Genomic DNA, 24906 nt, shown 5'->3' with positions numbered 1-24906 from the left:
TATATTTTAACTGTCTTGTGGATTTGTTGTTTTGATTGATCCACAGGCAATTCTTTATTTATTAAATAACAGGGTAAATAAAAACATCAATACCTTTAAGCCCGATTTTGGCTTAGGTTTAACAACCAAACGCTGTTTGATGCGCATAAAGCGCTCGTATAACTTGGGTTTCTTTTGTAGTTCTTCGGCAAAACGTTTTGCTGCGTCGTGCTTCTGTGTGGCCGGGTCGTAAAGCATGGCGGTACACATGCAGTTCTTACGTTCCTTCATTTTCAGAATTTCGAAGTTAACACAGCTCTGGCAGCCTTTCCAGAATTCCTCGTCCTGGGTAAGTTCGGAATAGGTAACAGGCTCGTAACCCAAATCAGAATTGATTTTCATTACGGCAAGGCCGGTGGTTAAACCAAATATTTTAGCTTTAGGATATAATGCCCGGGAAAGTTCGAAAACTTTTTCCTTGATGGCATGTGCTAAACCTGCTTTCCTGAATTTCGGGGAAACGATCAAACCTGAGTTGGCTACAAACTGTCCGTGGCTCCAGGTTTCGATATAGCAGAAGCCTGCCCATGTGCCGTCCTTGTGGAAAGCGATAACCGCTTTTCCTTCAATCATTTTATTGGCAACATAGTCTGGTGAACGCTTGGCAATGCCGGTGCCGCGTGCTTTTGCAGACTCGGCCATCTCGGTTACGATTTCTTCTGCAAATACACGATGTTCAGGAAGTGCGACCTGTACAATAAATTCGTTAATATCCATTAATTTTCTAACGAAAAAATAAAAGTATTCTTGTTAATTGGGTTTTTAGAGAGGATCAATTCCTCGTAACGTTTAGTATAGGGTACTAAATACGTGGAGTAAAATTTTGCCGGCTTGTGGGGTAATTAAATACAGGCATGAAAGGATTCATAAACAAACGCTTCCCAAACGCCAGTTGCGCTGTGAAAGTAGAAAGTTTATGTAAAAGTTGTTTAATCATTTCTTGCGTATTAAAACGGCTTTAACTCTATTGAGGTGCAAAGGTTTAAATAATAATTGAGTTACGCAATAATAAACTGATTTTTTTATGTTTTGATTACAATTTATTAAACCAGGCTGACGCGGAAATGCCTCCGAACACCGCCTGTTTGTGTCACTGTGTCATTTATTATAGTTCCCGTAAATCGACACATTTTCATGCGGAACAAAAAGTATTAACTTTGCCGTTGGGAGTTTGATAAATTTTAACATTACTTTAACAACATTTAACAAATTCAATACGCTTTAAAAGCAATATTTGTAGCCTGTATAAATTTACCTTGCAGGAGCGCTGCAGATGAATATTAGCCTAACAATAATATAAAAAACATGAAAAATTTTACGCTGAAAAATTTGAGTATCTTCACCATCGGTATTTGTTTATTTGCGCTTATGGGTGCCTGTAAAAAGGAAGAAACCGATACTACCATTGCGTACTTACGAGTAGTAAACGCTTCACCATCGTCGCCTACCTATAACGTATACGTTAATGATTCTAAAATAAATTCAGCTGCTTTACCATATATTGGCAGTACATCTTATGCATCTTACAGTGCAGCTACTTACAGTATTAAATTTACTTCAGCAAGTTCGGCTGTGAGTTTATTAACAAAATCTTTAGCCTTAAACCCATCTACTTATAATTCGTACTATTTGGTGAACAGAGCTGGTGCACTTGATACTTATTCTACGGGAGACGATTTGTCTGTTGCTTCAACGGACAAAGCTTATGTACGTTTTATCAACTTATCTCCTGATGCCCCGGCTTTGGATTTAGCAAAAGCCAGTACTACCACCTCCTGGTTTACCAATAAAACATACAAATCTGCAACAGGCTTTATGGCCGTTGATGGTGGAAGCTATACGTTGAATGCAAAAGAAACTTCAACAGGAACAATCAAAGCCACCTCGGCCAGTATCACTTTTACAGCAGGTTATCATTACGATATTATCTGTGGTGGTGTAGTTACTCCGGCGAACGATTCTGAAAGATCACTGAATATTCAGGCAATCCTGATCAAGTAGCTTTCATTAACGAAATTTCCGTATTTTATTTGATTACTGCCATCCTTGGCAGGATAAAATTTCTTTAGAGGTGTTAAAACATGTAAAATATTGTTTTAACACTTTTCTTATTTAGAATTGTTACAAATTATTTGGATTATATAAAATTCTGCCGTTATTTTGCGTCTGTTTAGAATAAATCCAAATAAATTTAAAATGCTTAAATCCAAACTGTTCAGTTTAACGTTCTTTCTCTCAATTATCGCTTTAACTTCCTTTGCTCAGCAACTGGCAACAATCAAAGGAAAATTAACCACATCAGACGGAGCTCCCGCTCCTTTTATATCGGTAGGATTAAAAGGTAAGGGAATTGGTAATACTTCCGATGAAAACGGGAACTTCACCATTACCCGCATAAAGCCTGGAACTTATATATTAAAGGTTTCTGCTGTAGGCTTAAAATCTGATGAAAAAAATGTGACGGTTAGTGCGGGAGAAACCATTACGGTTAATTTTTCTCTTGCTGAGAACTCAAGTCAGCTAAAAGAAGTTAATATCATTACATCTAAAGCAAATAAATTCGGCACAAAGGCAAGTCCTTATGTTGCTAAGCTCCCCCTAAAAAATTTAGAAAATCCTCAGGTTTATAATACAGTTTCAAAGGAATTGATGGCCGATCAAATGGTAACAAACTTTAGCAGCGCGTTAACTTATGTTGCAGGTTTAGATAAACTCTGGACATCAACTGGTCGGGCTGGTGATGGTGCTGCGTATTATACTTTGCGCGGTTTCTCAACGCAGGTAGCTCTTGTTGATGGCGTAGCAGGTTTAACAAATGGCGATCTTGATCCCGCAAATATTGAGACAATTGAAGTAATTAAAGGTCCGTCGGGAACTCTGTTTGGCGGTGCTTTAACAAATTTTGGCGGTCTGATTAACATTGTTACAAAAAAACCAATCGACACATTAGGTGGTAACGTTACTTATAATACTGGTAGTTTTGGATTAAGCAGACTTACAGGGGATATCTACGGTCCATTAGCCAAAGATTTGTCATTCAGGTTAAACGTTGCCAACACCAAACAAAATAGCTGGCAGGATGCCGGGTTTAGTAAATCCACATTTCTGGCTCCGGCTTTAGAATACAGAATCAACGACAGGTTAAAGTTGAATATAGGTGCCGAATTTTATTCGTACGAGGGTACTAACCCAACGATGATTTTCTTAAACAGATCAAGACAATTGATTGCACGTACGCCTGCTGAATTGAATATTGACTGGGGTAAATCTTATACCAGTAATGATTTGGCGGTTAAAACACCTACCTCAAATGTTCACGGGCAATTGACATATAAGATATCTGACGAGTGGACCTCACAAACGAATTTTTCGCAAAGCAATCGTAAGTCAGAGGGGTATTATCAATATGTGATGTTTTTGGGTACAAATGATAATCTGCTTTCGAGATATGTGGCGAACCTTAATTCAGTAAGTACATCAGCAGACGTTCAACAAAATTTTATAGGCGATTTTAAAATTGGGTCTATCAGAAACCGAATGATAGTTGGTTTGGACTATCTAAACCAATATACTAATAACAGTAATACGCCATATATTCTTTTTGATCAATTTAGTACCGCAGGGATGGCTCCTGTAATCTCAAAGGATGCTGTGAATTCCAGGATTGGCACATTTGTTCTTCCTCCGTTAACTGCAGCTAATGCGCCTACCAAAAATGATTCTCGAAGTAAAGTTTACAGTGCTTATGCATCTGATGTTATTAATATAACTGATGCCTTGTCGGCAATGCTGAGCTTACGTGTTGATCGTTTTGACAACAAGGGGACCTATAATCAATTGAATGGGCTTGTTACAGGAAATTATTTGCAAACTGCTGTTTCACCTAAGTTTGGTTTGGTTTACGGAATTATCAAAGATAAATTATCTGTTTTCGGTAATTACATGAATGGCTTTAGAAATGTTGGAACCGTAACACAACCGTTAGCTGATATCTCAGGTGTTTTTAAACCTCAGCAAGCGAATCAAGTTGAAGGAGGTATTAAAGCAGACTTATTCAATAATAAGTTAAGCTTTACTGCAAGTTACTATAATATCAAAGTTAATAACACTACTAGAAGTGAATCGATTGTTCGTGATGGTACTACATATAATATAACAGTACAGGATGGAACTCAGGTAAGCCGTGGATTGGATATTAGCTTAAGCGCAAGTCCTATTGCAGGATTAAATTTAACAACCGGTTATAGCCACAATAATAGCAAAATGACCAAGTCCGCATTAACGGTTGAAGGCTTACGTCCGGTGGGATCTGGCCCTGAAGACAGCTTTAATGCCTGGTTGAGTTATACATTAAGCAATGGAAAATTTACTGGCTTAGGAGCGGGTGCCGGCGTTAATTATAGTGGCGATAATATCATTACTAACACCACAACAACAGGAGCATTTACTCTTCCAGCTTATACGATTTATGATGCATCTGTTTTTTATGATCAAAAACGTTACCGGATTGGTGCTAAAGTAAACAACATTGGAGACATAAGATATTATAAAGGGTGGACCACGGTTGAAGCTCAACTTCCAAGAAACTTTACGGCTAACATCAGTTATAAATTTTAATTATTAAGGGGGGTTGATACCCCCTTTTTCGAATCAATATAAAATGAGCAAATTAAAACTATTTACACTAACAGCAGCGATGCTGCTGATAAACCTGATTGCATTTGCACAGAATGCAACTATCAAAGGAAAAGTAACTACTGCAAATGGAAATCCCGCATCATTTATCACTATTGGCTTAAAGGGTAAGGGTCAGGGAACCACTTCAGATGAGTCTGGTAATTATACCATTCACCGGGTTAAACCTGGAGAATATACCATTGTTGCTTCAGCGGTAGGCATCAAGCCATCATCGCAGTTAGTAACAGTTACAGCGGGTGAGACTAAAGTTGTCAACTTTACTTTATCGGAAACGGACCAGGCTTTAGAAGAAGTTACCGTAGCAGGAATAAATGAAAAATATAAGGTGAGTTTACCTTCGGCAACACTACGCTTAAATGAACCTTTGTTAGAAGCACCACAGAATATTCAGATCGTAAGTAATCAGATTTTAAAGGATCAGCAGATCATCAGCATGAGCGATGGGTTGATTAGAAATGTGAGTGGTGCTGTACGTTTAGAACACTGGGGTGATTTGTATACAAACATCCAGATGAGGGGATCCCAGATTCAGGCTATGCGTAATGGCTTTAATGTGGTTTCATCATACTGGGGGCCGTTAACAGAAGATATGAGTTTTGTTGACCATGTTGAGTTTGTGAAAGGACCTGCCGGTTTCATGTTGGGTAACGGTGATCCGAGCGGTATGTACAATGTGGTTACAAAGAAGCCTACCGGCCTGAACCAGGGTGAGGTTTCGTTTACGGCAGGTAGTTACGACCTGTTCCGTACCGCTATTGATTTCGACCATAAGCTTACTGCTGATGGAAAGTTTCTGTTCCGTTTAAATGCAGCGGCGCAGAACAAAGGCTCATTCAGACAGTTCGAACAAAATGACCGTTATAGCTTTGCTCCGGTATTAAGCTATCAGATCACGCCAGGTACTAAATTAACAGCTGAGTATGTTTTGCAAAATGCGAAAATGACTGAAGTGGGCTCTTATTATATTTTCAGTACAGATGGCTATGCGACTAAGCCACAGGAGTTCACCCTGACGCAGCCTGGTGCTGCCCCAACCAGGATCAATGATAACAGTTTAACTTTAAACTTAACACAACAACTTGGGCAGGACTGGAAATTAACCGCTCAGGCTGCATATTATAAATATATGCAGGTTGGATCAAGCTCGTGGCCATCAGCGGTAAATACTGACGGAACCATCATCCGCAATATTGCCATTTGGGACGCAAAAAGTGCTATGAAACTGGCTCAGTTATTTGTTAACGGTACAGCAAAAACCGGTGGTATTGTTCACAGGATTCTGGCCGGATTTGACGGAGGAAAGAAAAATTATTTTGCAGATTGGGGACAATCGCACGACCTGGATCTGGCCTCTTCACCGTTTAATGTGAATAATCCAAACTACGGTTTTCCTTCAAATGGCTATCCTCAATTTGATCGCACCACTTCTTTAGAGCAAAGGGCTGCTACTGCGGGAGGTTTGATGGATCAGAAATACCTAAGTGCCTATGCGCAGGATGAACTGGGCTTTTTCAACAACGTGGTGCGTTTAACATTAGCAGGACGTTATACGTATGTGAGTCAGTCGGCCTGGGGAAATGCTCCGGATAAAGCTAAACACTTTACACCTCGCGTTGGCTTAAGCGTATCCGTTGATAGAAGTACATCCATTTATGCTGTTTACGATGAGGCCTTTACACCACAGTCTGGTTTAATGCGTGATGGTAGTAATCCAAAGCCAATTACCGGGAATAACAAAGAAATTGGTATCAAAAAAGACTGGTTCGATGGGCGTTGGAATACTACCTTATCTGTTTACAGAATAATGAAACAAAACGAACTGACCTCAGATCCATCTAATAAGGCGGGAGAAACGTATAGCATTGTTATAGGTGAGAAAAGAGCACAAGGTGTTGAGTTTGATTTAAGAGGAGAATTGGCCAAAGGTTTGAACCTAATTGCGAACTATGCCTACACAGATGGTAAAGTAACAGCGGTGGCTCAGGGTGTAACTTCAATTTTCGTTGGACAGGTAGTGCCTGGATTTGCAAAACATACCAGTAATGCGTGGCTTACTTATGCTATTCAGAATGGTGCGCTTAAAGGAGCCGGAATTTCAGGAGGCTTTACTTACCTCGCCGGACGCGCTACACAAACTTTTAGCGGAACAAATACAAATGAAAACCTTCCAAATTATTTCAAATTAGATGGTGGTGTATTCTGGGGCACCAAAAAAATAAAAATCACTGCGAACGTATTCAACCTGCTGGATAAATACCTGTATAGCGGCGCCTATTACACCGGTTATTTTAATGCGCCAACCTACGATCTTGGAGTGTATTCATGGCAGGCAGAAGCACCACGCAATTACCGCGTGAGCATTGCTTACAAATTCTAAAAAACAACATACCTGTACCGGCTGTGTCAGATCATACGGTGCAGGCTTTTACACTTAACCCGAAAAATTATGAAAACAAAAATCGCATTAATTCTATTGTTCGTCGCCTTTGGCATTTCAAATGTTTTCTCTCACGCTTTGTGGATTGAAACTTCTGCCACAGGAAAAAAAGGGCAGGCACAGGAAGTTAAAATTTTCTTTGGAGAATATGAGCAGAACGAACCAGATTCAGCAAAGAAATGGTTCAGCAATTTAAAGGAATTTAAACTGATTTTAACAGCACCAAACGGATCAACAAAAGTTTTAACTGCTGCTCCTGACGTATTGTTTTTTAAAGCAAGTTTTACTCCTGATCAAAATGGGACGTATAAATTATCAATTGTACACGAGGTAGCTTCCGTTTTTGAGAAAGCAAAAATTGAATATTATGCTTTTGCTGACGTTGCAGTAGGCGGTGGAAAAGTAAATACCACCTTCCCTGCTGATGCCGCTTTAACGATAAGACCTGAAAAGCCGTTCGCTAAAGCAGGGGAAGCAGTTGTAAGTCAGGTAGTGTATAACAAAGCACCATTACCTAAACAGAAATTAACCATTGTTGATGCCCTGAAAAAGGCACAGCCTGCAGAAACTGATGCTGATGGTAAATTTGTTTTTAAACCAGAGACAAAAGGAAACTACTTTTTTGAAGTTTTTGCAGAGGATAAAACTCCCGGCAAATTAAATGGTAAAGACTATGAAAAAGTTTGGCATTTAGTGACTTACACCACGCAGGTTAATTAAAATGCATACTGTTTAAAAATAACTAAACTATAAAATGAGAGTTTTAAAATTAGTATTGGTACTTGCTATTTCCGTTGTGGCGGGTGCACAGGCACAAGACAAGCTGGAGCAAGACAGACAAGCCATCAAGTCGCTTGCCGGATTTTATAAAGTAAATTTCAACTATGCAGAAGTTACTTCGCCAAATCCAGACTATCAGTTCAGTAAACCATACAAAAGCCATGGTAATGAATGGGCAGAAATTATTGTCGATGAGCCAAAAAGAATAGTTATTCAGCACATGCTAGCTATAAATGATTCGACGGTGATTAAACACTGGCGCCAGGACTGGACTTATGAAGATCCGGAGATTATGCTTTACACGCAGGATAATGCCTGGAAGAAAATTACACTGACCCCTGCAGATGTTAAAGGGAAATGGACACAGAAGGTATATCAGGTAGATGACAGTCCGCGTTATCAGGGATATGGCACATGGAGCCATGTTGGTGGTCACGACGCGTGGCAGAGTGAAACAGATTCTCCCCTACCAAGAAGGGAATCGACTACCCGTAACGATTACAACGTATTGAACCGTGGCAGTAGAATCACCATCACTAAAGAGGGTTGGATGTTTGAACAGGACAATAAAAAGGTTTTGCGTACGGCGAAAGGCGATAAGGTACTGGCTGTTGAAAAAGGATATGAAGAGTTTACCAAGATCGACCCTAAGAAATTTGACTATGCCCGGGAATGGTGGGATAGCCAGAAAACTTATTGGGCTGATGTTCGCGAAGTTTGGGCTGACTTAGCCCAAACTACCCGCAGCGATTTCAAGGTGCAGACTAAGGCCAACGGCAAATTGCTTTATGAAACCTTATTTACACTGGGTGATGAATCGATTAAAGAACATTGGTCTGCCACTCAGAACAAGGAAAAAATCAAAGCGGCTTTACTGCCTTATCTGGTGAAATAAAATCTTAATATTGATGAAGATGGTCGGCTACTTTAGCCGACCATTTTTTTTACCTATCTATTAAACGGATTAGCTTAAAGCTTCATGGTGTAATAGTTTTCGACTGGATAATGGTTCATTAGCGGATAAATCATATCTTTAAATTTATTGCGTCTGGAATGAGAAGAAGTATTTTATATTTATTGTGCCTGGCTGTTAACATTTGCTCAGCTCAGGACTCGGCTTATGTACGCAAAACGATAAATCATTTAACTTCTCCCCGTTTCTGGGGCCGGGGCTATACCAAAGATGGAATGAAAAAGGCAGCCGATTTTATATCGGGTGAATATAAATCCATAGGTCTGCTTCCGCTTTCACCAGATTACCAGCAGGACTTTGCTTTTGCAGTGAATACATTTCCTGGAAAAATGCAGGTATCGGTAAATGGAAAAAAGCTTGAACCAGGCAAGGACTTTATCGTGAGCAATGAGAGCCAGGGCATTCGGGCTAAAGCCAATCTTGATCAGCTGGATAGCGCCAGGTTTGCTGGTCAACCAAACATCAGGGTAATATTGAAAAACAAATTAACCTGGTCGGTCGCCAGTGAGGTTGCCGGTTTTACGGAGATTCAAATAGACAGGAATAAATTTAATGATATTCCAAAGCAGATTAACGTCGATATCGAAAACCACCTTATAGATAATTTTAAGGCGTCGAATGTTTGTGGTTTGGTAAAGGGTACAGAATTTCCGGACTCCGTTATGGTGATAACCGCTCATTATGACCACTTGGGTGGGATGGGTAGCGACACTTATTTCCCCGGAGCGAACGACAATGCTGCGGGCGTGGCAACTTTATTAAGCCTGGCCAAGTACTATGCCAGTCACCCACAAGCCTATTCCATCGCTTTTATATGTTTTGCCGCCGAAGAAGCTGGCTTACTGGGGTCGAGGTATTATGTTGAGAATCCCCTTTTTCCATTAGCAAGTATAAAATTTTTACTGAATCTGGATTTGGTGGGTACAGGAGATGCAGGTATGACCGTGGTTAATGCTACCGTTTACCCTAAAGCCTTTTCCATATTAAATGCCCTGAATCATCAGCAACAACTCATTTCAAAAATCACTAAGCGCGGAAAGGCTGCAAACAGCGATCACTATTTTTTTACAGAAAAAGGGGTTCCGGCATTTTTTATTTACACACAAGGCGGACCGCCAGCCTATCATGATGTGTTCGATACAGCAGATGGCTTGCCATTAACTGAATACAACGATCTTTTCAGGCTGATCGTTGAGTTTAATAAGAATCTCATGGCAAATTAATTTGTGATTTTAAACCATGATTTAATCAGCTGTATTACACTATAAAAGCAATGTTACTTTTCAACAGTGTATTATTGGTTAGGAATAATTACTTTTGGTGTCTTGAAACAGCACAGGCAAAACATTGGTAAATATCTCTCAGCATTTATGCTGGTTGTTTTTGCTATTGCATTAACGCCCTGGAGTGTGTTGCATCATCATGATAGTGTTCCTGTTGTTTCAATCGAAAAAAACTGTAAGCATGTTAGCCACGTTCAGGCGCACGGCGATACCTGTTTAGTTTGTAGTGCCAGTTTTGAAAAAAACTATATTCAAACACATCACATTTATCGTGTATTTCTTTCAGCAAAAGTTTTGAGCAAAAAAGAAATTGTACTTAAAAGCAACTATACCGAGCTTTTACGAACCAGTTTGCGCGGTCCCCCAAATAGCTTAATTTCTTAAGCAATTTCTAAGGTTATACAGTTTCAGAATTCACGAAGTCCTTTCAATCCTGTGTTGATTGATATTAAGCTTCGTTTTTTAAGGTTATCGATTCTGTTTTAACCTCATTATCCAAATATTCATTTCATGAGAATCGATGGACAGAATAAAGATGTTTGTTTCCGTTTTTTCTCGAATTTTAATTGATCACACATTATGAAAAAATTACAGCTTATTGGCTTTGTAATTATATATACACTATTGAGCAGCACGGCCTTTGCATCTGTTCTGAAAGACATTAAAGGAAAAGTTATTGATGGCAGCAGTAAGCAAACGCTACCTGGCGCAACTATTTTTATTCCTGATTTAAAAGTTACGGCTGTTACCAATAACGAGGGAGAATTTACATTGAATAACCTTCCATCAAAGGGAAGTTATTTAGTGGAAGTACATTACGTTGGCTATAAAACGGCAACACAAATTGTAAATTTTGCCAATGCAGCCGGATTGGAATTTTCGCTTCAGCCCACAGCGATTGAGACTAAAGAAATCGTAATTACCGGTAGTTTGATTAGCAGTACCAGTAAACGAAACAGTGCCTCTTCGGCAGTTTTGGGTAAAGATGCCTTGTTGGCTCCATCTACCAATTTAATAGATGCCCTGACGAAAATTCCCGGCGTTTCTCAGATTACAACGGGACCTTCAATTTCTAAGCCCGTAATCAGGGGTTTAGGTTACAACCGTATTGTCACTTTGGATGATGGAATTAAACAGCAGGGACAACAATGGGGTGATGAGCACGGTATTGAAATTGACCAGTTTAAGTCAGACCGCATTGAAGTTTTACGTGGGGCCGCTTCATTAATGTATGGTTCGGATGCGCTTGGTGGCGTAATTAATATTTTAGAGCCAAGTGCAGCACCCGAAGGGCAGGTAAAGGGCGAGTTTATTTCTAATTATTCGACCAATAATGGCCTTACAGCCAATTCACTTATGCTAACTGGTAATCAGAATGGTTTTGTATGGAGGGCACGTGGAACGTATAAAAATGCTTATTCTTTTAAAACCCCTACCGGATACTTTCCAAATTCAGGTTTTAATGAAACCGACTTAAGCGGAATGGTAGGATTAAATAAAAGCTGGGGATATACGCATTTGAATGTCTCTAGTTTCCGTAATAACATTGGCTTTTACGATCCATCGTTAGATGCCAATGGCAATTTCGTTAAAGAAGATGGCGAAGCTTTTATGACATCTGATTACAAAAGTCGTGACCTTGATTACCCTCGTCAGGATATCCGACATTTTAAAATTGCGTTAAACAACAATTTTATTTTAGGTAATGGTAATTTAAAAGCAGACTTTGGATACCAGCAAAACCAGCGCCGCGAGCTTGAGGATGGTCCTAGTCCGGCATTATTTTTCGATCTTAAAACCTATACCGGTGATTTGAAATATTATATCCACGAAACCGACGGATGGCAGCCTGTTTTTGGGTTAAGTGCCGATGCCGGCCGCAGTGAGAACAAAGCGGACGATGAATTTTTGATTCCGGATTATACCACTTATGGTATAGGCGTTTTTGCTTTTGCAAAGAAGAACTGGGAAAATAATACGTTTAGTATTGGTGCCCGCTACGACTACCGAAAAAACAATGGCAAAGAACTTTTTGTAGATGGTGAGCAGCAATTTGCAGCATTTCAGAATAAGTTCTCGAATGTAAGCGGTGCTCTGGGATTTACACATCAGTTTAATGAAGAATGGAATTTCAAAGCCAATGCCGGTTCAGCGTTCCGTGCACCAAATCCTGCAGAGTTGGCATCGAATGGTGTTCATGAAGGTACTTACCGCTATGAAATCGGAAATTCCAGCTTAAATCCAGAGCGCAGTTACCAGGTAGATGCAGCGTTGGAATATGAAGGCAAAATTGTGAGTGCGAGTGCCAGTATTTACAATAATTATGTTCACAACTTTATTTATGCGTCGAACAATGGCGAAACCATCATGGCAGAAGGTGATGAATATCCGGTTTACCGCTACGGACAAGTGAATGCAAACCTGTATGGTGCAGAAGCAACTTTGACCATACACCCGGTTCCGTTTATCCATTTTGAAAATACATTTGGCTATGTGCATGCAGAAAATACGAGTCTAAACAAGCCTTTGGCTTTTATTCCTGCCGGTACAATGCGAAATGAACTACGTTTTGAGCCAAAGTTAAAAGGAACAAATGATACCTATGTTTTTGTGGGAATCAATTCGGCATTCAAACAAGCCCGGGTTGACGAAGTTTTCGAAACGCCAACCAGTGGCTATACGCTGTTGAATGCAGGTATCGGCGCTACATTTAATTTAGGGAAGCAGCCAATAAAACTTTCTGTGGCGGCTAATAATCTGTTAGATCAGAAATATTATGATGCATTGAGCCGTTATAAACCGGGTCGTTTCAGCTCTGAAGACCCAAACCTGGGTGTATACAATACGGGTAGAAATATCACCTTCGGTTTGTATATCCCGTTTACGATCGCAAAATAAAAACACATATTTTACAGAAAGGACCTGGTGCACATCGCATCAGGTTTTTTTATGTCCGGGGTTTATTTTTTAAATTCTTGTTATTGGTTTGAATGTTTTAGTTTTCAGTTAATTAGTGTGTGAAAAATAATAAACGTCAATTTAACACTTTTTAATTCAAAAAAATGTGAAGAATCTTTTATGATTTTACTACATTTAGGTTTCTAAACCAAATAACACAAAATTTTAATGAAACAAAATTTACTGGACACGAAGGATTACATTGTATTCGCAGTATACTTCGTTATTGTAGCTGCTTACGGCTTGTACATCTACAACAAGAAAAAATCCACTTCAACAGGTTCAAAAGACTACTTTCTGGCTGAAGGTTCACTCACCTGGTGGGCAATCGGCGCATCGTTAATCGCCTCTAATATTTCAGCAGAGCAATTCATCGGGATGAGCGGATCTGGTTTTAAAATGGGCCTGGCCATTGCAACATACGAATGGATGGGTGGCTTAACACTGGTTATCGTTGCCATTTTCTTTATACCGGTTTACCTGAAGAATAAGATCGCAACCATGCCGCAGTTTTTACATCAGCGGTATAATGGTACCGTAGCCATGATTATGGCTGTTTTCTGGTTGTTATTATATGTTGTGGTAAACTTAACTTCAATCCTCTATCTAGGGGCTTTGGCAGTAAGCAGTATTTCTGGTTTCAGCCTTGACTTGTGTATGTATGCTATTGCTGCCTTTGCCATCATCATCACCCTGGGTGGAATGAAGGTAATTGGTTATACCGATGTTATTCAGGTTTTCTTTTTAATTTTAGGGGGGTTGGCAACAACTTATCTGGCCCTGAACCTCGTTTCTACACATTACGGCACCACAGGTATATTTGAAGGTTATAGTTTAATGACCAGCAAAGCTTCAGAGCATTTCCATATGATTTTTAAGCCGGATAATGAGAATTATATCGATTTACCTGGTTTAAGTGTACTGATTGGTGGTATGTGGATAGTGAATTTAAATTATTGGGGTTGTAACCAATACATCACTCAAAGGGCATTGGGTGCAGACTTAAAAACAGCTCGTGGTGGTCTTTTATTTGCAGCCTTCTTAAAGTTGTTAATGCCGATTATTGTGGTGTTACCTGGTATTGCCGCTTATGTATTATATAAAGACGGTGCTTTTCAGTCGGAAATGGTTCAGGATGGTGCTGTAAATCCCGATCGGGCATACCCGGTATTGCTGAACCTGTTGCCTGCCGGCTTAAAAGGCTTGTCATTCGCAGCCCTGACTGCTGCGGTAGTAGCCTCATTAGCTGGAAAAGCCAATAGTATTGCGACTATCTTTACTCTGGATATCTATAAAAAAGTATTGAAACCAGATGCATCAGAAAAGAACCTGGTTGCTACCGGAAAGATTGCTATTGTTGTGGCGATGATATTAGGTGTAATTATCGCTCCGCATTTGGGAATCGATAAAAAGGGCGGTTTCCAGTACATTCAGGAATATACAGGTTTTGTATCTCCGGGTATTTTTGCCATGTTTATTTTAGGGTTTTTCTGGAAAAGAACCACTTCAAATGCTGCGCTATTTGCCACCATCGGCGGTTTCCTGATGTCTATTTTCTTAAAAGTACTGCCACTTTATACGGATTTATCTTTCCTGTCAGGAATTGGTTTCTCTGTAAAAGCCGCATCAGGTTTGTATGAAATTCCTTTCCTCGACCGGATGGGCATTGTGTTTGTATTCTGTATACTAGGGATGGTGGTGATCAGCTTCCTTGAAAACCGAAAAGGAGATAATCCAAAAGGACTTGAGATTGATGCGAAGATGTTTAAAACCACAACCGGTTTTGCGATAGGTACCTTGATTATTGTGGGATTACTTGTTGCACTTTATAGTGTTTATTGGTAGTAAGTATTAAAGGAAAGAAAGAAGGCGTTCAATTTAGCATTGAGCGCCTTTTTGCATTAGTATTGAATTGTTTGCATGTTAATACACTTCAAAGAATGTATTAAATACTCTTCCTGTAACATTCTCACTGTTTCTACCGTATATGGTAAAAGGACATTTAATATTATGTAGTGCATGATCATTTAATGTACTCAAACCAATATTCATTCGTTTTTCATAATTGGGTTTTAGGTTTGCATTTACCGATTGAAAATCAGTGTTTACCGACACATTATTAAATTAAAATTATTAATACATCATATTTGAACCAGCAATTAAAACCGAATATTATGGCTTTAGCTTACATCAACCTTAGTGCGAAACAGTATTTTAATTTTATGTGCAGAACTGAATATGAGCGCAGGGTTTTTCACGATACCTACAAGGAATTTCAGAAAAAATCCAAACCTTACAGCCTGAATCAAACTTTCCACACGTTTGGCCAAATGTGCGAAGCAAACGGGAAAGCAAATACCTTGCATCAGAAATTACATTATGCCGTAATGAATACTATTGTATCCTTAGAGAACAAAATTCCGGTTTTGAGTGATGTGGATGGAGATTGCATTCTATTTGATCTGGCCAATCTTAGGATCTGTTCGTCTGATTTATTGAACAAGGCGGCACATGTTGTATCCATTACTTATACTAGTCCGAAACTTGTTTTGCATGAGATCGTAGGTGATCTACTGATCTTAAGCTATGATGAGAAAGGTAAGTTTAACAAAACATTTATGGTGAAGATGACCGATGATATTGTTATTAATTACGAGAAAAATCAGGAACTGGTATATAGCTAAAACAGATTTTCTTCTCCCTATACGAAGTATTTATTATTAATTTGCAAACATGCAGCGCTTTAAAACACCAACTTTTATCATTCATGTGGCAGGTTGGCTTTTGTTCTTAACTTTTCCGCTCCTGTTTATTAATAATGAGCAATCCGGGCAAAGCAGCCTGTTGCTGTTGGCATCACCCTATTACTGGTTGTTTTGCTTAACCTACATATCGATGTTTTATGTTAACGCTTTGCTTTTGGTACCGCGTTTAATGTTTAAAAAGCGATATGTATTTTATAGTGCGGTAGTATTGGGATTATTTAGTTTTGTTTATTATTCACAGCCGTACGATAATCTGCTGGGACATAACAAAAGCGTTATGACAGCTTTGGGCGCAGTTCAGGACGCTCAGCCCAAAGGCCTAAACCAGTCATTACAGCCAGATAAAACCCCTGATGTTGGCCCTGATGTTGGTATGCCATTCGGGCCGCTTCCGAATGAGGATTTACGGATGCAGGACCCTAACCTTAAAAGGCCGGGCGGTATTCTGGATCTTCATCAATCAGAAAATATTGATGTGATCAGTCTGTTTATTTTTATGATGATTATGGGGCTGAGTATTGCCACGAGCACCGTCCAGCGCTGGCAAAATGCCGAATCGAAGGTGGTGAAGGCTGAAGCTGAAAAAGCCACTGCCGAGCTTTCTTTTTTAAAAGCGCAGATTAACCCTCATTTTTTATTTAACACCCTGAACAATATCTATACACAATCGGTCATCAACAGTCAGCATACTTCTGAAAGTATCATGAAGCTTTCTAATATTATGCGCTATGTTACTGACGATGTAACACAGGACTTTGTGAATATGAAGGATGAAATTGATTGCGTACGGGATTATATCGAATTACAGCAGCTACGACTTGGGGCCGATGCCCAGATCAACTTTAATGTTCAGGGGAATCCCGAAGGCAAAAGGATTGCACCACTCATCTTCATGACTTTTATTGAAAATGCATTCAAATATGGGGTTACTAAAAAGGAGAGAACGGTAATCAATATCAACTTAAGTATTGAGGCGAATAAAATAGATTTTACCTGCGAAAATAAAATATACAACCATAAATTTAATCTGGAGCGTACCGGAATAGGAATTGCAAATACCCGCAAAAGGTTGGAGCATTTGTATCCGGAGCGTTTTAAATTGAATATTAATGATGGTAATGAAATGTTTTCAGTTAACCTTTGTGTAAATTGCTAATCAAAGAATAATTTATGGCTTTAAGATGTGTAGCTATTGATGACGAACCATTAGCGCTGGAGTTAATAAAAACCTATGTTGCGAGGTTTCCGGGGTTGCAGTTGATACAGGTTTTTGAAGATGCTTTATCAGGCGCAGAATACCTGAAACAAAACCCTGTAGATTTGCTTTTTGTTGATGTGAATATGCCTGATATCACCGGAGTAGAACTGGTACGCAGCCTGGTAAACAGTCCGATGATTATTTTCACCACAGCATATCGCAACTATGCTTTCGAAAGCTATGAATTGCAGGCTATAGACTATCTTTTAAAGCCAATTGACTTCTCGAGATTTACCGCTGCGGTAGAGAAAGCAATTGATTTCTGTAAATACAAAAGTGCCACTCAGGAAAGCATAAGTGATGAAAGCATTTATGTTTACTCAGAGTATAAGATGATTAAGATTTTGTTGCGTGATATCGAATACATTGAAAGTATGGGTGATTATCTGAAAATATATCTTAGCGGTAACGAAAAGCCCATTTTAACGCTGATGACAATGAAGAAGATTCTTGAAAAATTACCAGAAGATAGTTTTGCGCGTGTTCACCGGAGTTTTATTGTCGCCCTGGCTAAAATTAAGTCTATTCACAACAGAAAGGTAAACCTAAGCAGTGCCGAGTTGCCAATTGGCGATGCGTACAGTGGTTTCATTAATCAGCAGAAAGGGATATGAAGTTAAAGGCAAACATTGCGACCAGTGAAAACGGATTTATATTTAATCCGGCAACAGGCGATTCGTTTATCAGTAATTCTATCGCCGCCGAGATTTTGGCGTTGATGAAAACGGGAGAAGATGAGCAGGGTATTAAACGCAAAATTTTAGATCAGTATGAGGTGGAAGGCCACCAGCTGGATCGGGACTGGGACGATTATATGTTTCAGCTGAAAGAGGCGAATTTGTTAGATTTGTAGCAAATTGTCAATTCCGCTAATCATGAACGTTTCTCTTCATCACCCTCAAGCCAAAACCTTAACGGTAGCAGTTACCGGTTTAAATGCCAATGATAATCCGGGCCCGGGTTTGGCGGTAATCAGGGCACTAAGAGAAGGTTTTGGGGAGAATTTACGGATAATCGGCCTGGCTTACGAAACCCTGGAGCCTGCGATTTATCTAAAAGACATGGTGAACAAGACGTATCGGATTCCCTATCCCACTGCAGGAATTGAAGCGTTGAGTGAGCGTATAAGGCAGATACAGGTAGAAGAACATATTGATGTTTTAATACCGAACTTCGATGCGGAACTATATAATTTCATTAAGCTGGAGCAGGATTTGCTTAAGCAGGGCATTCATACCTTTTTGCCCTCCCATAAACAGCTGGCTCAACGAGACAAGGTAAGCTTAAAAGCATTTGGCGATGCCTTTAACTTTGATGTTCCTGAAGATGAAGCGATTTTTAGTGAAATTGATATTCATGATCTCGGAGATCTTTTTGGATATCCGCTTATGATTAAAGGTAAGTTTTATGAAGCTTATACTGTTCAGAATCTATCGGATGCACATAAAGCTTTTCATAAGTTACATGCTAAATGGGGCTTACCAGTGATTGTGCAAAAATTTATAAAAGGTACGGAAATAAATATAGCGGCATTGGGCGATGGAAAAGGAAATACCCTGAGTGTCATTCCGATGCGTAAATTATACATTACAGACAAGGGAAAAGCCTGGGCAGGGATAACCATTGAAAACGATAAGCTAATAGATTTAGCCCGAAGTTTTGCGAAGGCTACCCATTGGAAGGGAGGTTTTGAGCTCGAGGTGATTATGGATGGCGGCAAATTTTTTATCATAGAGGTTAACCCGCGTTTTCCGGCATGGGTTTATCTAACGGCCGCTGCAGGTCAGAATCAACCGAAGGCTTTGGTTGATCTTGCCCTCGGAAATACTGTTGAAGAGTTCAAAAGCTATCAAACGGGTAAGATGTTTGTCCGCTACGCTATGGATAACATTGTCGATGTAGGAGATTTTCAAAAACTATCAGCGTTCGGAGAGCTATAAAGGCATTTCAATCGTGATACACAATGATATTTGTAAAATAAATGAAGCAAAAATACGAACGACCAACCATCAGAAAAATGAACTCCGGCCTGATGAACAAGTTTGGGAGCAGAACTGATCTTGATCCTGTTAAGGAGATTGATGGCATTTCTGTCAAAAACCTGGTTTCAGATTATGGTTCCCCTGTGTTTGTATTGTCTGAAAAGCAGATCAGAAGAAACTACCAGTCGGCGGTACGTTCATTTAAAACCCGCTATCCAAAGGTACAATTTGCATGGAGTTATAAAACCAACTATCTGAATGCGGTATGTAAAATTTTTCATCAGGAAGGGAGTTGGGCTGAAGTAGTTTCAGGTTTTGAATACCATAAGGCGCTGAACAACGGGGTTTTGGGAAATCAGATCATTTTTAACGGGCCTGATAAAAAGGAAGCTGATTTAATTTTAGCGATTGAGAAACATTCCCTGATTCATATCGATCATTTCGATGAACTGTATCAGCTTATTCGCATCAGTGAACGAATCAACAAGAAAGCAAAAGTTGCCATTCGTGTAAATTTCGATACGGGGGTTTATCCTGCCTGGGATAGGTTTGGATTTAACTATGAAAATGGCCAGGCGTGGACGGCTATATCCAAAATTATAGCTGCAGAAAAAATAGATTTAGTTGGTTTACATTGTCATATCGGAACATTTATGTTGTCGACTTCGGCCTACGCGGTTGCGGCAAAAAAACTTTGCGATTTAGCATTGCGCTGTAAAAATGAACATCAGAACTCCATTCAGTATTTAGATCTGGGAGGCGGCTTTCCGTCAACCAATACATTAAAGGGGGCTTACTTACCAGGTGTAGATACAGTTCCCGGTATTGAAGAGTTTGCCGAGGCCATTACCACTACTATTCTGGAATCCGGTTTCTCATCTGATGAGCTTCCTTTGCTCATTTTAGAAAGTGGCCGTGTGCTGATTGATGATGCCGGCTATTTAATTGGTAGCGTGATTGCGAATAAACGCCTGAGCGACGGTCGCAGGGCTACCATCATGGATTTTGGAATGAATGTACTATTTACATCAAACTGGTACAATCATAAAGTTACTGTTGCGCAGGATGCGGGTCAGTATACCGAAGAGACGGTGTTGTTTGGGCCTTTGTGTATGAACATCGATGTGATTCGTGAGAGTATAAACTTTCCCCTTTTGGAAACAGGAGATCATGTAATTGTACATAAAGTGGGTGCTTATAATATGACTCAATGGATGCAGTTTATCAATATGCGGCCTGCGGTAGTTTTAATTGATCACCATGGGAAAAGCCATTTGATCAGAAAGCAGGAAACGCTTGAATATCTCGAAATGATGGAACAATTACCTGATTATTTAAAATAGAATTGAAAAGAAAAGTGCAATATTATCTTCAGGCGGCTTTAAACAGCTATGCGATTTTGTTTTTCTCACAAAACAAAATCCTTGGAGCTTTATTGTTTTTAGTTTCGATGTTTAACCCGAATGCAGGGATTTCTGGTCTGATTGCTTTAATTGTTTCGCTGGCTCTGGTGAGTAGTCTGGGTTTTAATAAAGAGGATATTAAGTCAGGGTTGTATAGCTTCAACTCGCTTCTATTAGGAATTGGATTCGGCACTTTCTATAATTTCAATTATACCTTCTGGCTTTGGTTATCTGCTGCATGTTTGTTATGCGTGGTGTTAAGTGTTAATCTCACGGCTTTATTGGGCAAATATGCTTTGCCAACACTATCCATTCCTTTTGTTATCAGTTTCTGGCTCGTATTGATTGCTGCTAACGGATACACAGGCATGGGTTTGATCCAAAAAAGCAGCTCGCTGGTTTTCGAGCTGACTACCGTAGTGCCTTCGCATTTTACCAGAATTTGTAATTTCTTTGATCGCCTGCACATGCCGGCTTATATGGATCTGTTTTTCCGGTCTGTAAGTGCGCTCTTATTTCAGAACAGCATTCTTGCCGGAATATTGATCAGCATTGGTTTTTTTATTCATTCACGTATCGGGTTTAGTTTGCTGGTTATTGGCTTTGTTATCGCTTGTTTAATCAATCATTTTACCGGCACTTATCCTGATGGAATCAGCAACTATCATCTTGGCGCTAATTTTATGATGGTGAGTTGTGCCATAGGAGGATTTTTTCTTATCCCCTCCTGGCGATCTTATTTATGGGCCGTAGTAAGCATTCCTTTTATATTTTTAATGTTGAACGGAATTTCCAGAATTCTCGGGTTTTACGATCTTCCTGTATTTTCAATGCCATTCTGTTTAGTTACATTGGGTTTGCTTCACTTTTTCCTGTTGCGAAAACAACCGGGTAAATTAAAGCTTACTGCACTCCAGAACTATTCTCCGGAAACAAATTTATACCAGTTTTTAAATGCTGAAGAGCGGCTGAAAGACCTGAAGTATCTGCCTTTGAATCTTCCGTTTATGGGCTCATGGACAATCTCGCAAGCTTATAACGGAGCTATTACCCACAAAGGAGAATGGAGGGAAGCTTTGGATTTTGTATTGACCGATACCGACCAGAAAACCTATTCACTTCCGGGAACAAAGCCCGAGGATTATTACTGTTACAATAAGCCTGTTTTAGCTTCTGCTGATGGTATTGTGCAGGAAGTAGTTAATCACATTGAGGATAATGCTATCGGGCATGCCAACCTTACTCAGAATTGGGGTAATACCGTTGTAATTAAGCACAGCGATAATTTATATACCAAAGTTTCACATTTGAAGAAGAATTCGGTAAAGGTTAAAGCAGGGGATTATATAAAGCATGGGGAGATTATCGCGTTATGCGGAAATTCAGGAAGATCACCGGAGCCTCATCTGCATTTTCAGGTTCAGGCTACACCATTCATTGGTTCGAAAACCATTGCCTATCCTTTTGTGTGTTATGTAGATGAAAAAAGTGATGCTTTAGCATCTTTTGAAATTCCTTCAGAAAATGATGTGATTAAGTCGCCTGAAATCAACCCCTATCTTAAAAACGTTTTTAACTTTCAACCCGGTTATGTCGTAAATATCTCAACCAACCTGGGGCACAAGGAAACCTGGGAAGTATTTTCTGATGATTACAGCTATACCTATTTTTTCTGTCACGAAACCGGATCGATAGCTTACTTTGTAAGCAACCAATATTTATTTTATTTCACCAGGTTTTATGGATCAAAAAACTCGGCTTTATACAGTTTCTACCAAGCTGCATATAGGGTAAGTTACTCGGCACATCCTTTAGAGGATTCATATGCAATGGATACCGGCCAGTTCAAGCCTGCATTGTGGCTACAGGATTTACTTGCACCATTCTATATTTTTACTAAAAATACCTACAGAAATTCTATAACATACAGGGCAGACGGAATTGATATCTATGCAGAAGCATTCACACGGGTTTTTAATAAACGCCAAAGCTTAATGCACGCGAATTTCACAATAGCATATGAAGGAATAACGCAACTCGATGTACAGCGAAAAAACAAACTGTTGAAAATAACATGGCACAGAGATTAAGGCTATTGATGTTGCTATTGTTGTTGACTGTAACAACAATTAAGGCGCAAACCCGCTATCAAAGCGCAGATAGTATTTCCTTTAGCCTGTTTAATGGAGGGGAGTGGCAGAGGCTTATCGCATTTGGAGCCGAGGCTTTAAACAACGGTGAAGACTTTCCTCTATTGCGTTTGAGATTGGGCTATGCATCATTTGTGAGGCAAAATTACAGTGATGCCCTAAAGCATTATGATAAGGTTTTGCTTGATGATAAAACAAACCAGACTGCGTTATACTATTCATATTTAAGCCATGTTTATCTAAACAGGCGAACTGATGCTGCATACCTGGTATCTAATCTGGATACAAATGTTATTGAAGGGGTTGCTGTAAAGCCATTTAAAGTATTACTGGCAGGTACAGAAGGTGGAATAAAGTTTACCAATATCTATGAACGGGGAAATTCATTTTTCTCCAGAACTTTTTTTGATATGAGGCTAGGGTACAAGTTGGATCTCTCTACTTCTTTCACTTATTTTAATCAGCCGGTATTTAATGATTACATTGAGCAACCTGGATATTATACTAAGCTAACCTATACACCCTTCAGAAAAATTAATTTCATTGGGGCCTATCATTACATGCGCTCGAATTTAAGGCAGCTGGTTTATCAAAATCATGCTGGTTTAATCGGCATCCGTTATTCTGACAGTGGAAATGATTTACAGGCAAATTTTATATTGTCTCAGATAGGAGATGAGAAAACCAGGCAATATGATTTAAAATTTACCAGATATATTACCGGAAATTTAAATTTTTATAACATCAGCAGAATTTCAATAGTAGATGTTTTGAATAACATCAACCCGGTTTTTCAACAGACTTTTGGAATTAAGCCCGTGAGGAACTTATGGTTTGAGGCCATGGTGACTTTTGGCAATCAATACAATTATGCTGAGGCCGACGCACTTTATATTTACAATGGGTTTGATAAAACTAAATTCAAGGCAGGGGGAAATTGTTATTTTATGTTAAAACAACACGTTCTATTGGGTATGAATTATACATTTGAACGTAAATCAGATAATATTTTTAGATTTGGTTATTTACAACACTCAATAAACGCAGGCATTACATGGAATTTTTGACACGATTTACATTATTTGCTGTTCTTGGCCTCTCTGGTTTTGAGATACATGCCCAGGGCAACGCGAATATGCAAAGGGCTTTCCAGAGTAGCTACAATGAGGAGAGCAAGAAGAACTATGCAGAAGCCATAAGTGATGTGATGCCGTTTTATTCGGAAGGAAATTATGAAACGAATTTAAGGATAGGCTGGTTGTATTATCTGGCCAAAAACTATAGTGCTTCTCAAAACTATTATACCCGTGCGGTCAATATCAGGCCCAATTCTATTGAGGCCAGGTTTGGTTTGATCAAACCGCTTTCTTTGTTAAGCAGTTGGGATAAAGTTGTAGAGCAATATAATAACATTCTTAAAACAGACCCGCAGAATACTCAGGCAAATTATTGGCTGGGTGTAATTATTTATAACCGAAAGCAATATGCTTCAGCAGCAAAATATTTTGCCAAGGTTGTTGGGGCTTATCCTTTTGACTATGATGGAAACCATATGTTAGGCTGGGCACTCTTGTTTTCAGGAAGAAAAGCGGAGGCAAAGGGGTGTTTTGAACGTGCTTTACTCATCAAACCTGGCGATTCTTCGAGCACAGATGGATTAAATAGGGCTGCCAAATAAGCTTAAAGGCATATTATATGCTTTTTTATGAATTGTGAAAATAAAAAATTGATTATAACTATTTAACCATACCTTTGGTACAAATTAAAATACAATATAATGCAACAAGGAACAGTAAAATTTTTTAATGAAACTAAAGGTTTTGGATTTATCGTACCATCAAATGGCGATGCCGAAATTTTTGTTCATGTTTCAGGTCTAATCGATAACATTCGTGAGAATGATACCGTAAACTACGAAGTAGAAGAAGGTAGAAAAGGCCTAAACGCGGTAAATGTAAAAGTAGCTTAAGAAAACTCAGTCACATAAATCGTAAAGAGTCCCGATGCAAATCGGGACTTTCTTGTTTTACGGACTTTTTATGTTTTCGGATCCCGGATGCTGTGTGATCGCCTCCTTCAACAATCACCGCCTGTAAGCGCTAAAGCGCTAACATTCTGTCGAAATCTTTCAAATTCTTTCACTTAAGCTTTAGAATGTTTCTAAATAAATGTTTTATCGT

General features: G+C 39.3%; 20 protein-coding genes. 19 read left to right on the top strand and 1 reads right to left on the bottom strand.

Annotated elements, in window-relative coordinates; translation table 11 throughout:
- Positions 1-54 precede the first annotated feature (54 nt).
- Positions 55-756 (bottom strand): N-acetyltransferase, encoded by a 702-nt coding sequence (locus AC570I_RS07310; RefSeq protein ID WP_047799950.1) that lies wholly within the window; start codon positions 754-756, stop codon positions 55-57.
- A gap of 588 nt (positions 757-1344) precedes the next feature.
- On the opposite strand from AC570I_RS07310, the gene AC570I_RS07305 reads away from it, so the two are divergent.
- The 19 genes from AC570I_RS07305 to AC570I_RS07215 all read left to right on the top strand — a co-directional run bounded on the left by AC570I_RS07305 (position 1345) and on the right by AC570I_RS07215 (position 24695).
- A complete protein-coding gene (locus tag AC570I_RS07305; protein ID WP_497404949.1) occupies positions 1345-2040 on the top strand; it encodes a DUF4397 domain-containing protein in 696 nt (231 codons plus the stop codon).
- 195 nt (positions 2041-2235) lie between these two features.
- A complete protein-coding gene (locus AC570I_RS07300) occupies positions 2236-4656 on the top strand; it encodes a TonB-dependent siderophore receptor (protein WP_497404948.1) in 2421 nt (806 codons plus the stop codon).
- Between the two features lie 43 nt (positions 4657-4699).
- Positions 4700-7114, top strand: coding sequence for a TonB-dependent siderophore receptor (locus AC570I_RS07295; RefSeq protein ID WP_497404947.1), 2415 nt, complete (start codon positions 4700-4702; stop codon positions 7112-7114).
- A 69-nt stretch (positions 7115-7183) separates the two neighbouring features.
- A complete protein-coding gene (locus tag AC570I_RS07290; RefSeq protein ID WP_497404946.1) occupies positions 7184-7894 on the top strand; it encodes a DUF4198 domain-containing protein in 711 nt (236 codons plus the stop codon).
- 34 nt (positions 7895-7928) lie between these two features.
- Positions 7929-8849 carry a DUF6607 family protein gene (locus AC570I_RS07285; RefSeq protein ID WP_497404945.1) on the top strand — a complete coding sequence of 307 codons (921 nt, stop codon included), beginning with the start codon at positions 7929-7931 and terminating at the stop codon, positions 8847-8849.
- Positions 8850-9007: 158 nt separating this feature from the next.
- Positions 9008-10150, top strand: coding sequence for a M28 family metallopeptidase (locus AC570I_RS07280; protein ID WP_497404944.1), 1143 nt, complete (start codon positions 9008-9010; stop codon positions 10148-10150).
- A 102-nt stretch (positions 10151-10252) separates the two neighbouring features.
- On the top strand, positions 10253-10594 hold the full coding sequence (locus AC570I_RS07275; protein WP_497404943.1) for a hypothetical protein: 342 nt from the start codon (positions 10253-10255) through the stop codon (positions 10592-10594).
- A 195-nt stretch (positions 10595-10789) separates the two neighbouring features.
- Positions 10790-13108: a TonB-dependent receptor gene (locus AC570I_RS07270; protein WP_497404942.1), complete on the top strand. Its 2319-nt coding sequence runs from the start codon at positions 10790-10792 to the stop codon at positions 13106-13108.
- A gap of 228 nt (positions 13109-13336) precedes the next feature.
- Positions 13337-15013 carry a sodium/sugar symporter gene (locus AC570I_RS07265; protein WP_497404941.1) on the top strand — a complete coding sequence of 559 codons (1677 nt, stop codon included), beginning with the start codon at positions 13337-13339 and terminating at the stop codon, positions 15011-15013.
- Between the two features lie 329 nt (positions 15014-15342).
- Positions 15343-15852, top strand: coding sequence for a hypothetical protein (locus AC570I_RS07260; RefSeq protein WP_497404940.1), 510 nt, complete (start codon positions 15343-15345; stop codon positions 15850-15852).
- Between the two features lie 49 nt (positions 15853-15901).
- Positions 15902-17089, top strand: a complete 1188-nt coding sequence (locus AC570I_RS07255; protein ID WP_497404939.1) for a sensor histidine kinase — start codon at positions 15902-15904, stop codon at positions 17087-17089.
- Between the two features lie 14 nt (positions 17090-17103).
- Positions 17104-17805 (top strand): LytR/AlgR family response regulator transcription factor, encoded by a 702-nt coding sequence (locus tag AC570I_RS07250; RefSeq protein ID WP_497404938.1) that lies wholly within the window; start codon positions 17104-17106, stop codon positions 17803-17805.
- A complete protein-coding gene (locus tag AC570I_RS07245; protein WP_497404937.1) occupies positions 17802-18044 on the top strand; it encodes a PqqD family protein in 243 nt (80 codons plus the stop codon). The genes AC570I_RS07250 and AC570I_RS07245 overlap by 4 nt, the downstream gene beginning before the upstream one ends.
- A 22-nt stretch (positions 18045-18066) precedes the next feature.
- Entirely contained in the window at positions 18067-19131 is a 1065-nt protein-coding gene (locus AC570I_RS07240) for an ATP-grasp domain-containing protein (protein WP_497404936.1), read from the top strand.
- Positions 19132-19172: 41 nt separating this feature from the next.
- Positions 19173-20516, top strand: coding sequence for a hypothetical protein (locus AC570I_RS07235; protein ID WP_497404935.1), 1344 nt, complete (start codon positions 19173-19175; stop codon positions 20514-20516).
- A gap of 2 nt (positions 20517-20518) precedes the next feature.
- Positions 20519-22666: an urea transporter gene (locus AC570I_RS07230; protein WP_497404934.1), complete on the top strand. Its 2148-nt coding sequence runs from the start codon at positions 20519-20521 to the stop codon at positions 22664-22666.
- A complete protein-coding gene (locus tag AC570I_RS07225; protein ID WP_497404933.1) occupies positions 22651-23793 on the top strand; it encodes a tetratricopeptide repeat protein in 1143 nt (380 codons plus the stop codon). The genes AC570I_RS07230 and AC570I_RS07225 overlap by 16 nt, the downstream gene beginning before the upstream one ends.
- Complete coding sequence (locus AC570I_RS07220; RefSeq protein ID WP_497404932.1) at positions 23781-24404, top strand: tetratricopeptide repeat protein; 624 nt, start codon at positions 23781-23783, stop codon at positions 24402-24404. Before AC570I_RS07225 ends, AC570I_RS07220 begins: the two co-directional genes overlap by 13 nt.
- Before the next feature lie 99 nt (positions 24405-24503).
- Positions 24504-24695: a cold-shock protein gene (locus AC570I_RS07215; RefSeq protein ID WP_047799968.1), complete on the top strand. Its 192-nt coding sequence runs from the start codon at positions 24504-24506 to the stop codon at positions 24693-24695.
- The last annotated feature ends 211 nt before the right edge of the window (positions 24696-24906 follow it).

It is taken from the genome of Pedobacter sp. A2324, from assembly GCF_059693705.1.
The sequence above is the reverse complement of the archived record's forward strand: the minus strand, read 5'-3'. Positions and strand labels throughout refer to the sequence as shown.

Excerpts from the sequence above, each read along its gene's own strand:
- AC570I_RS07310 (WP_047799950.1), bottom strand. The coding sequence starts at position 756 with ATGGATATTAACGAATTTATTGTACAGGTCGCACTTCCTGAACATCGT.
- AC570I_RS07305 (WP_497404949.1), top strand. The coding sequence starts at position 1,345 with ATGAAAAATTTTACGCTGAAAAATTTGAGTATCTTCACCATCGGTATT.
- AC570I_RS07300 (WP_497404948.1), top strand. The coding sequence starts at position 2,236 with ATGCTTAAATCCAAACTGTTCAGTTTAACGTTCTTTCTCTCAATTATC.
- AC570I_RS07295 (WP_497404947.1), top strand. The coding sequence starts at position 4,700 with ATGAGCAAATTAAAACTATTTACACTAACAGCAGCGATGCTGCTGATA.
- AC570I_RS07290 (WP_497404946.1), top strand. The coding sequence starts at position 7,184 with ATGAAAACAAAAATCGCATTAATTCTATTGTTCGTCGCCTTTGGCATT.
- AC570I_RS07285 (WP_497404945.1), top strand. The coding sequence starts at position 7,929 with ATGAGAGTTTTAAAATTAGTATTGGTACTTGCTATTTCCGTTGTGGCG.
- AC570I_RS07280 (WP_497404944.1), top strand. The coding sequence starts at position 9,008 with ATGAGAAGAAGTATTTTATATTTATTGTGCCTGGCTGTTAACATTTGC.
- AC570I_RS07270 (WP_497404942.1), top strand. The coding sequence starts at position 10,790 with ATGAAAAAATTACAGCTTATTGGCTTTGTAATTATATATACACTATTG.
- AC570I_RS07265 (WP_497404941.1), top strand. The coding sequence starts at position 13,337 with ATGAAACAAAATTTACTGGACACGAAGGATTACATTGTATTCGCAGTA.
- AC570I_RS07260 (WP_497404940.1), top strand. The coding sequence starts at position 15,343 with ATGGCTTTAGCTTACATCAACCTTAGTGCGAAACAGTATTTTAATTTT.
- AC570I_RS07255 (WP_497404939.1), top strand. The coding sequence starts at position 15,902 with ATGCAGCGCTTTAAAACACCAACTTTTATCATTCATGTGGCAGGTTGG.
- AC570I_RS07250 (WP_497404938.1), top strand. The coding sequence starts at position 17,104 with ATGGCTTTAAGATGTGTAGCTATTGATGACGAACCATTAGCGCTGGAG.
- AC570I_RS07245 (WP_497404937.1), top strand. The coding sequence starts at position 17,802 with ATGAAGTTAAAGGCAAACATTGCGACCAGTGAAAACGGATTTATATTT.
- AC570I_RS07240 (WP_497404936.1), top strand. The coding sequence starts at position 18,067 with ATGAACGTTTCTCTTCATCACCCTCAAGCCAAAACCTTAACGGTAGCA.
- AC570I_RS07235 (WP_497404935.1), top strand. The coding sequence starts at position 19,173 with ATGAAGCAAAAATACGAACGACCAACCATCAGAAAAATGAACTCCGGC.
- AC570I_RS07225 (WP_497404933.1), top strand. The coding sequence starts at position 22,651 with ATGGCACAGAGATTAAGGCTATTGATGTTGCTATTGTTGTTGACTGTA.
- AC570I_RS07220 (WP_497404932.1), top strand. The coding sequence starts at position 23,781 with ATGGAATTTTTGACACGATTTACATTATTTGCTGTTCTTGGCCTCTCT.
- AC570I_RS07215 (WP_047799968.1), top strand. The coding sequence starts at position 24,504 with ATGCAACAAGGAACAGTAAAATTTTTTAATGAAACTAAAGGTTTTGGA.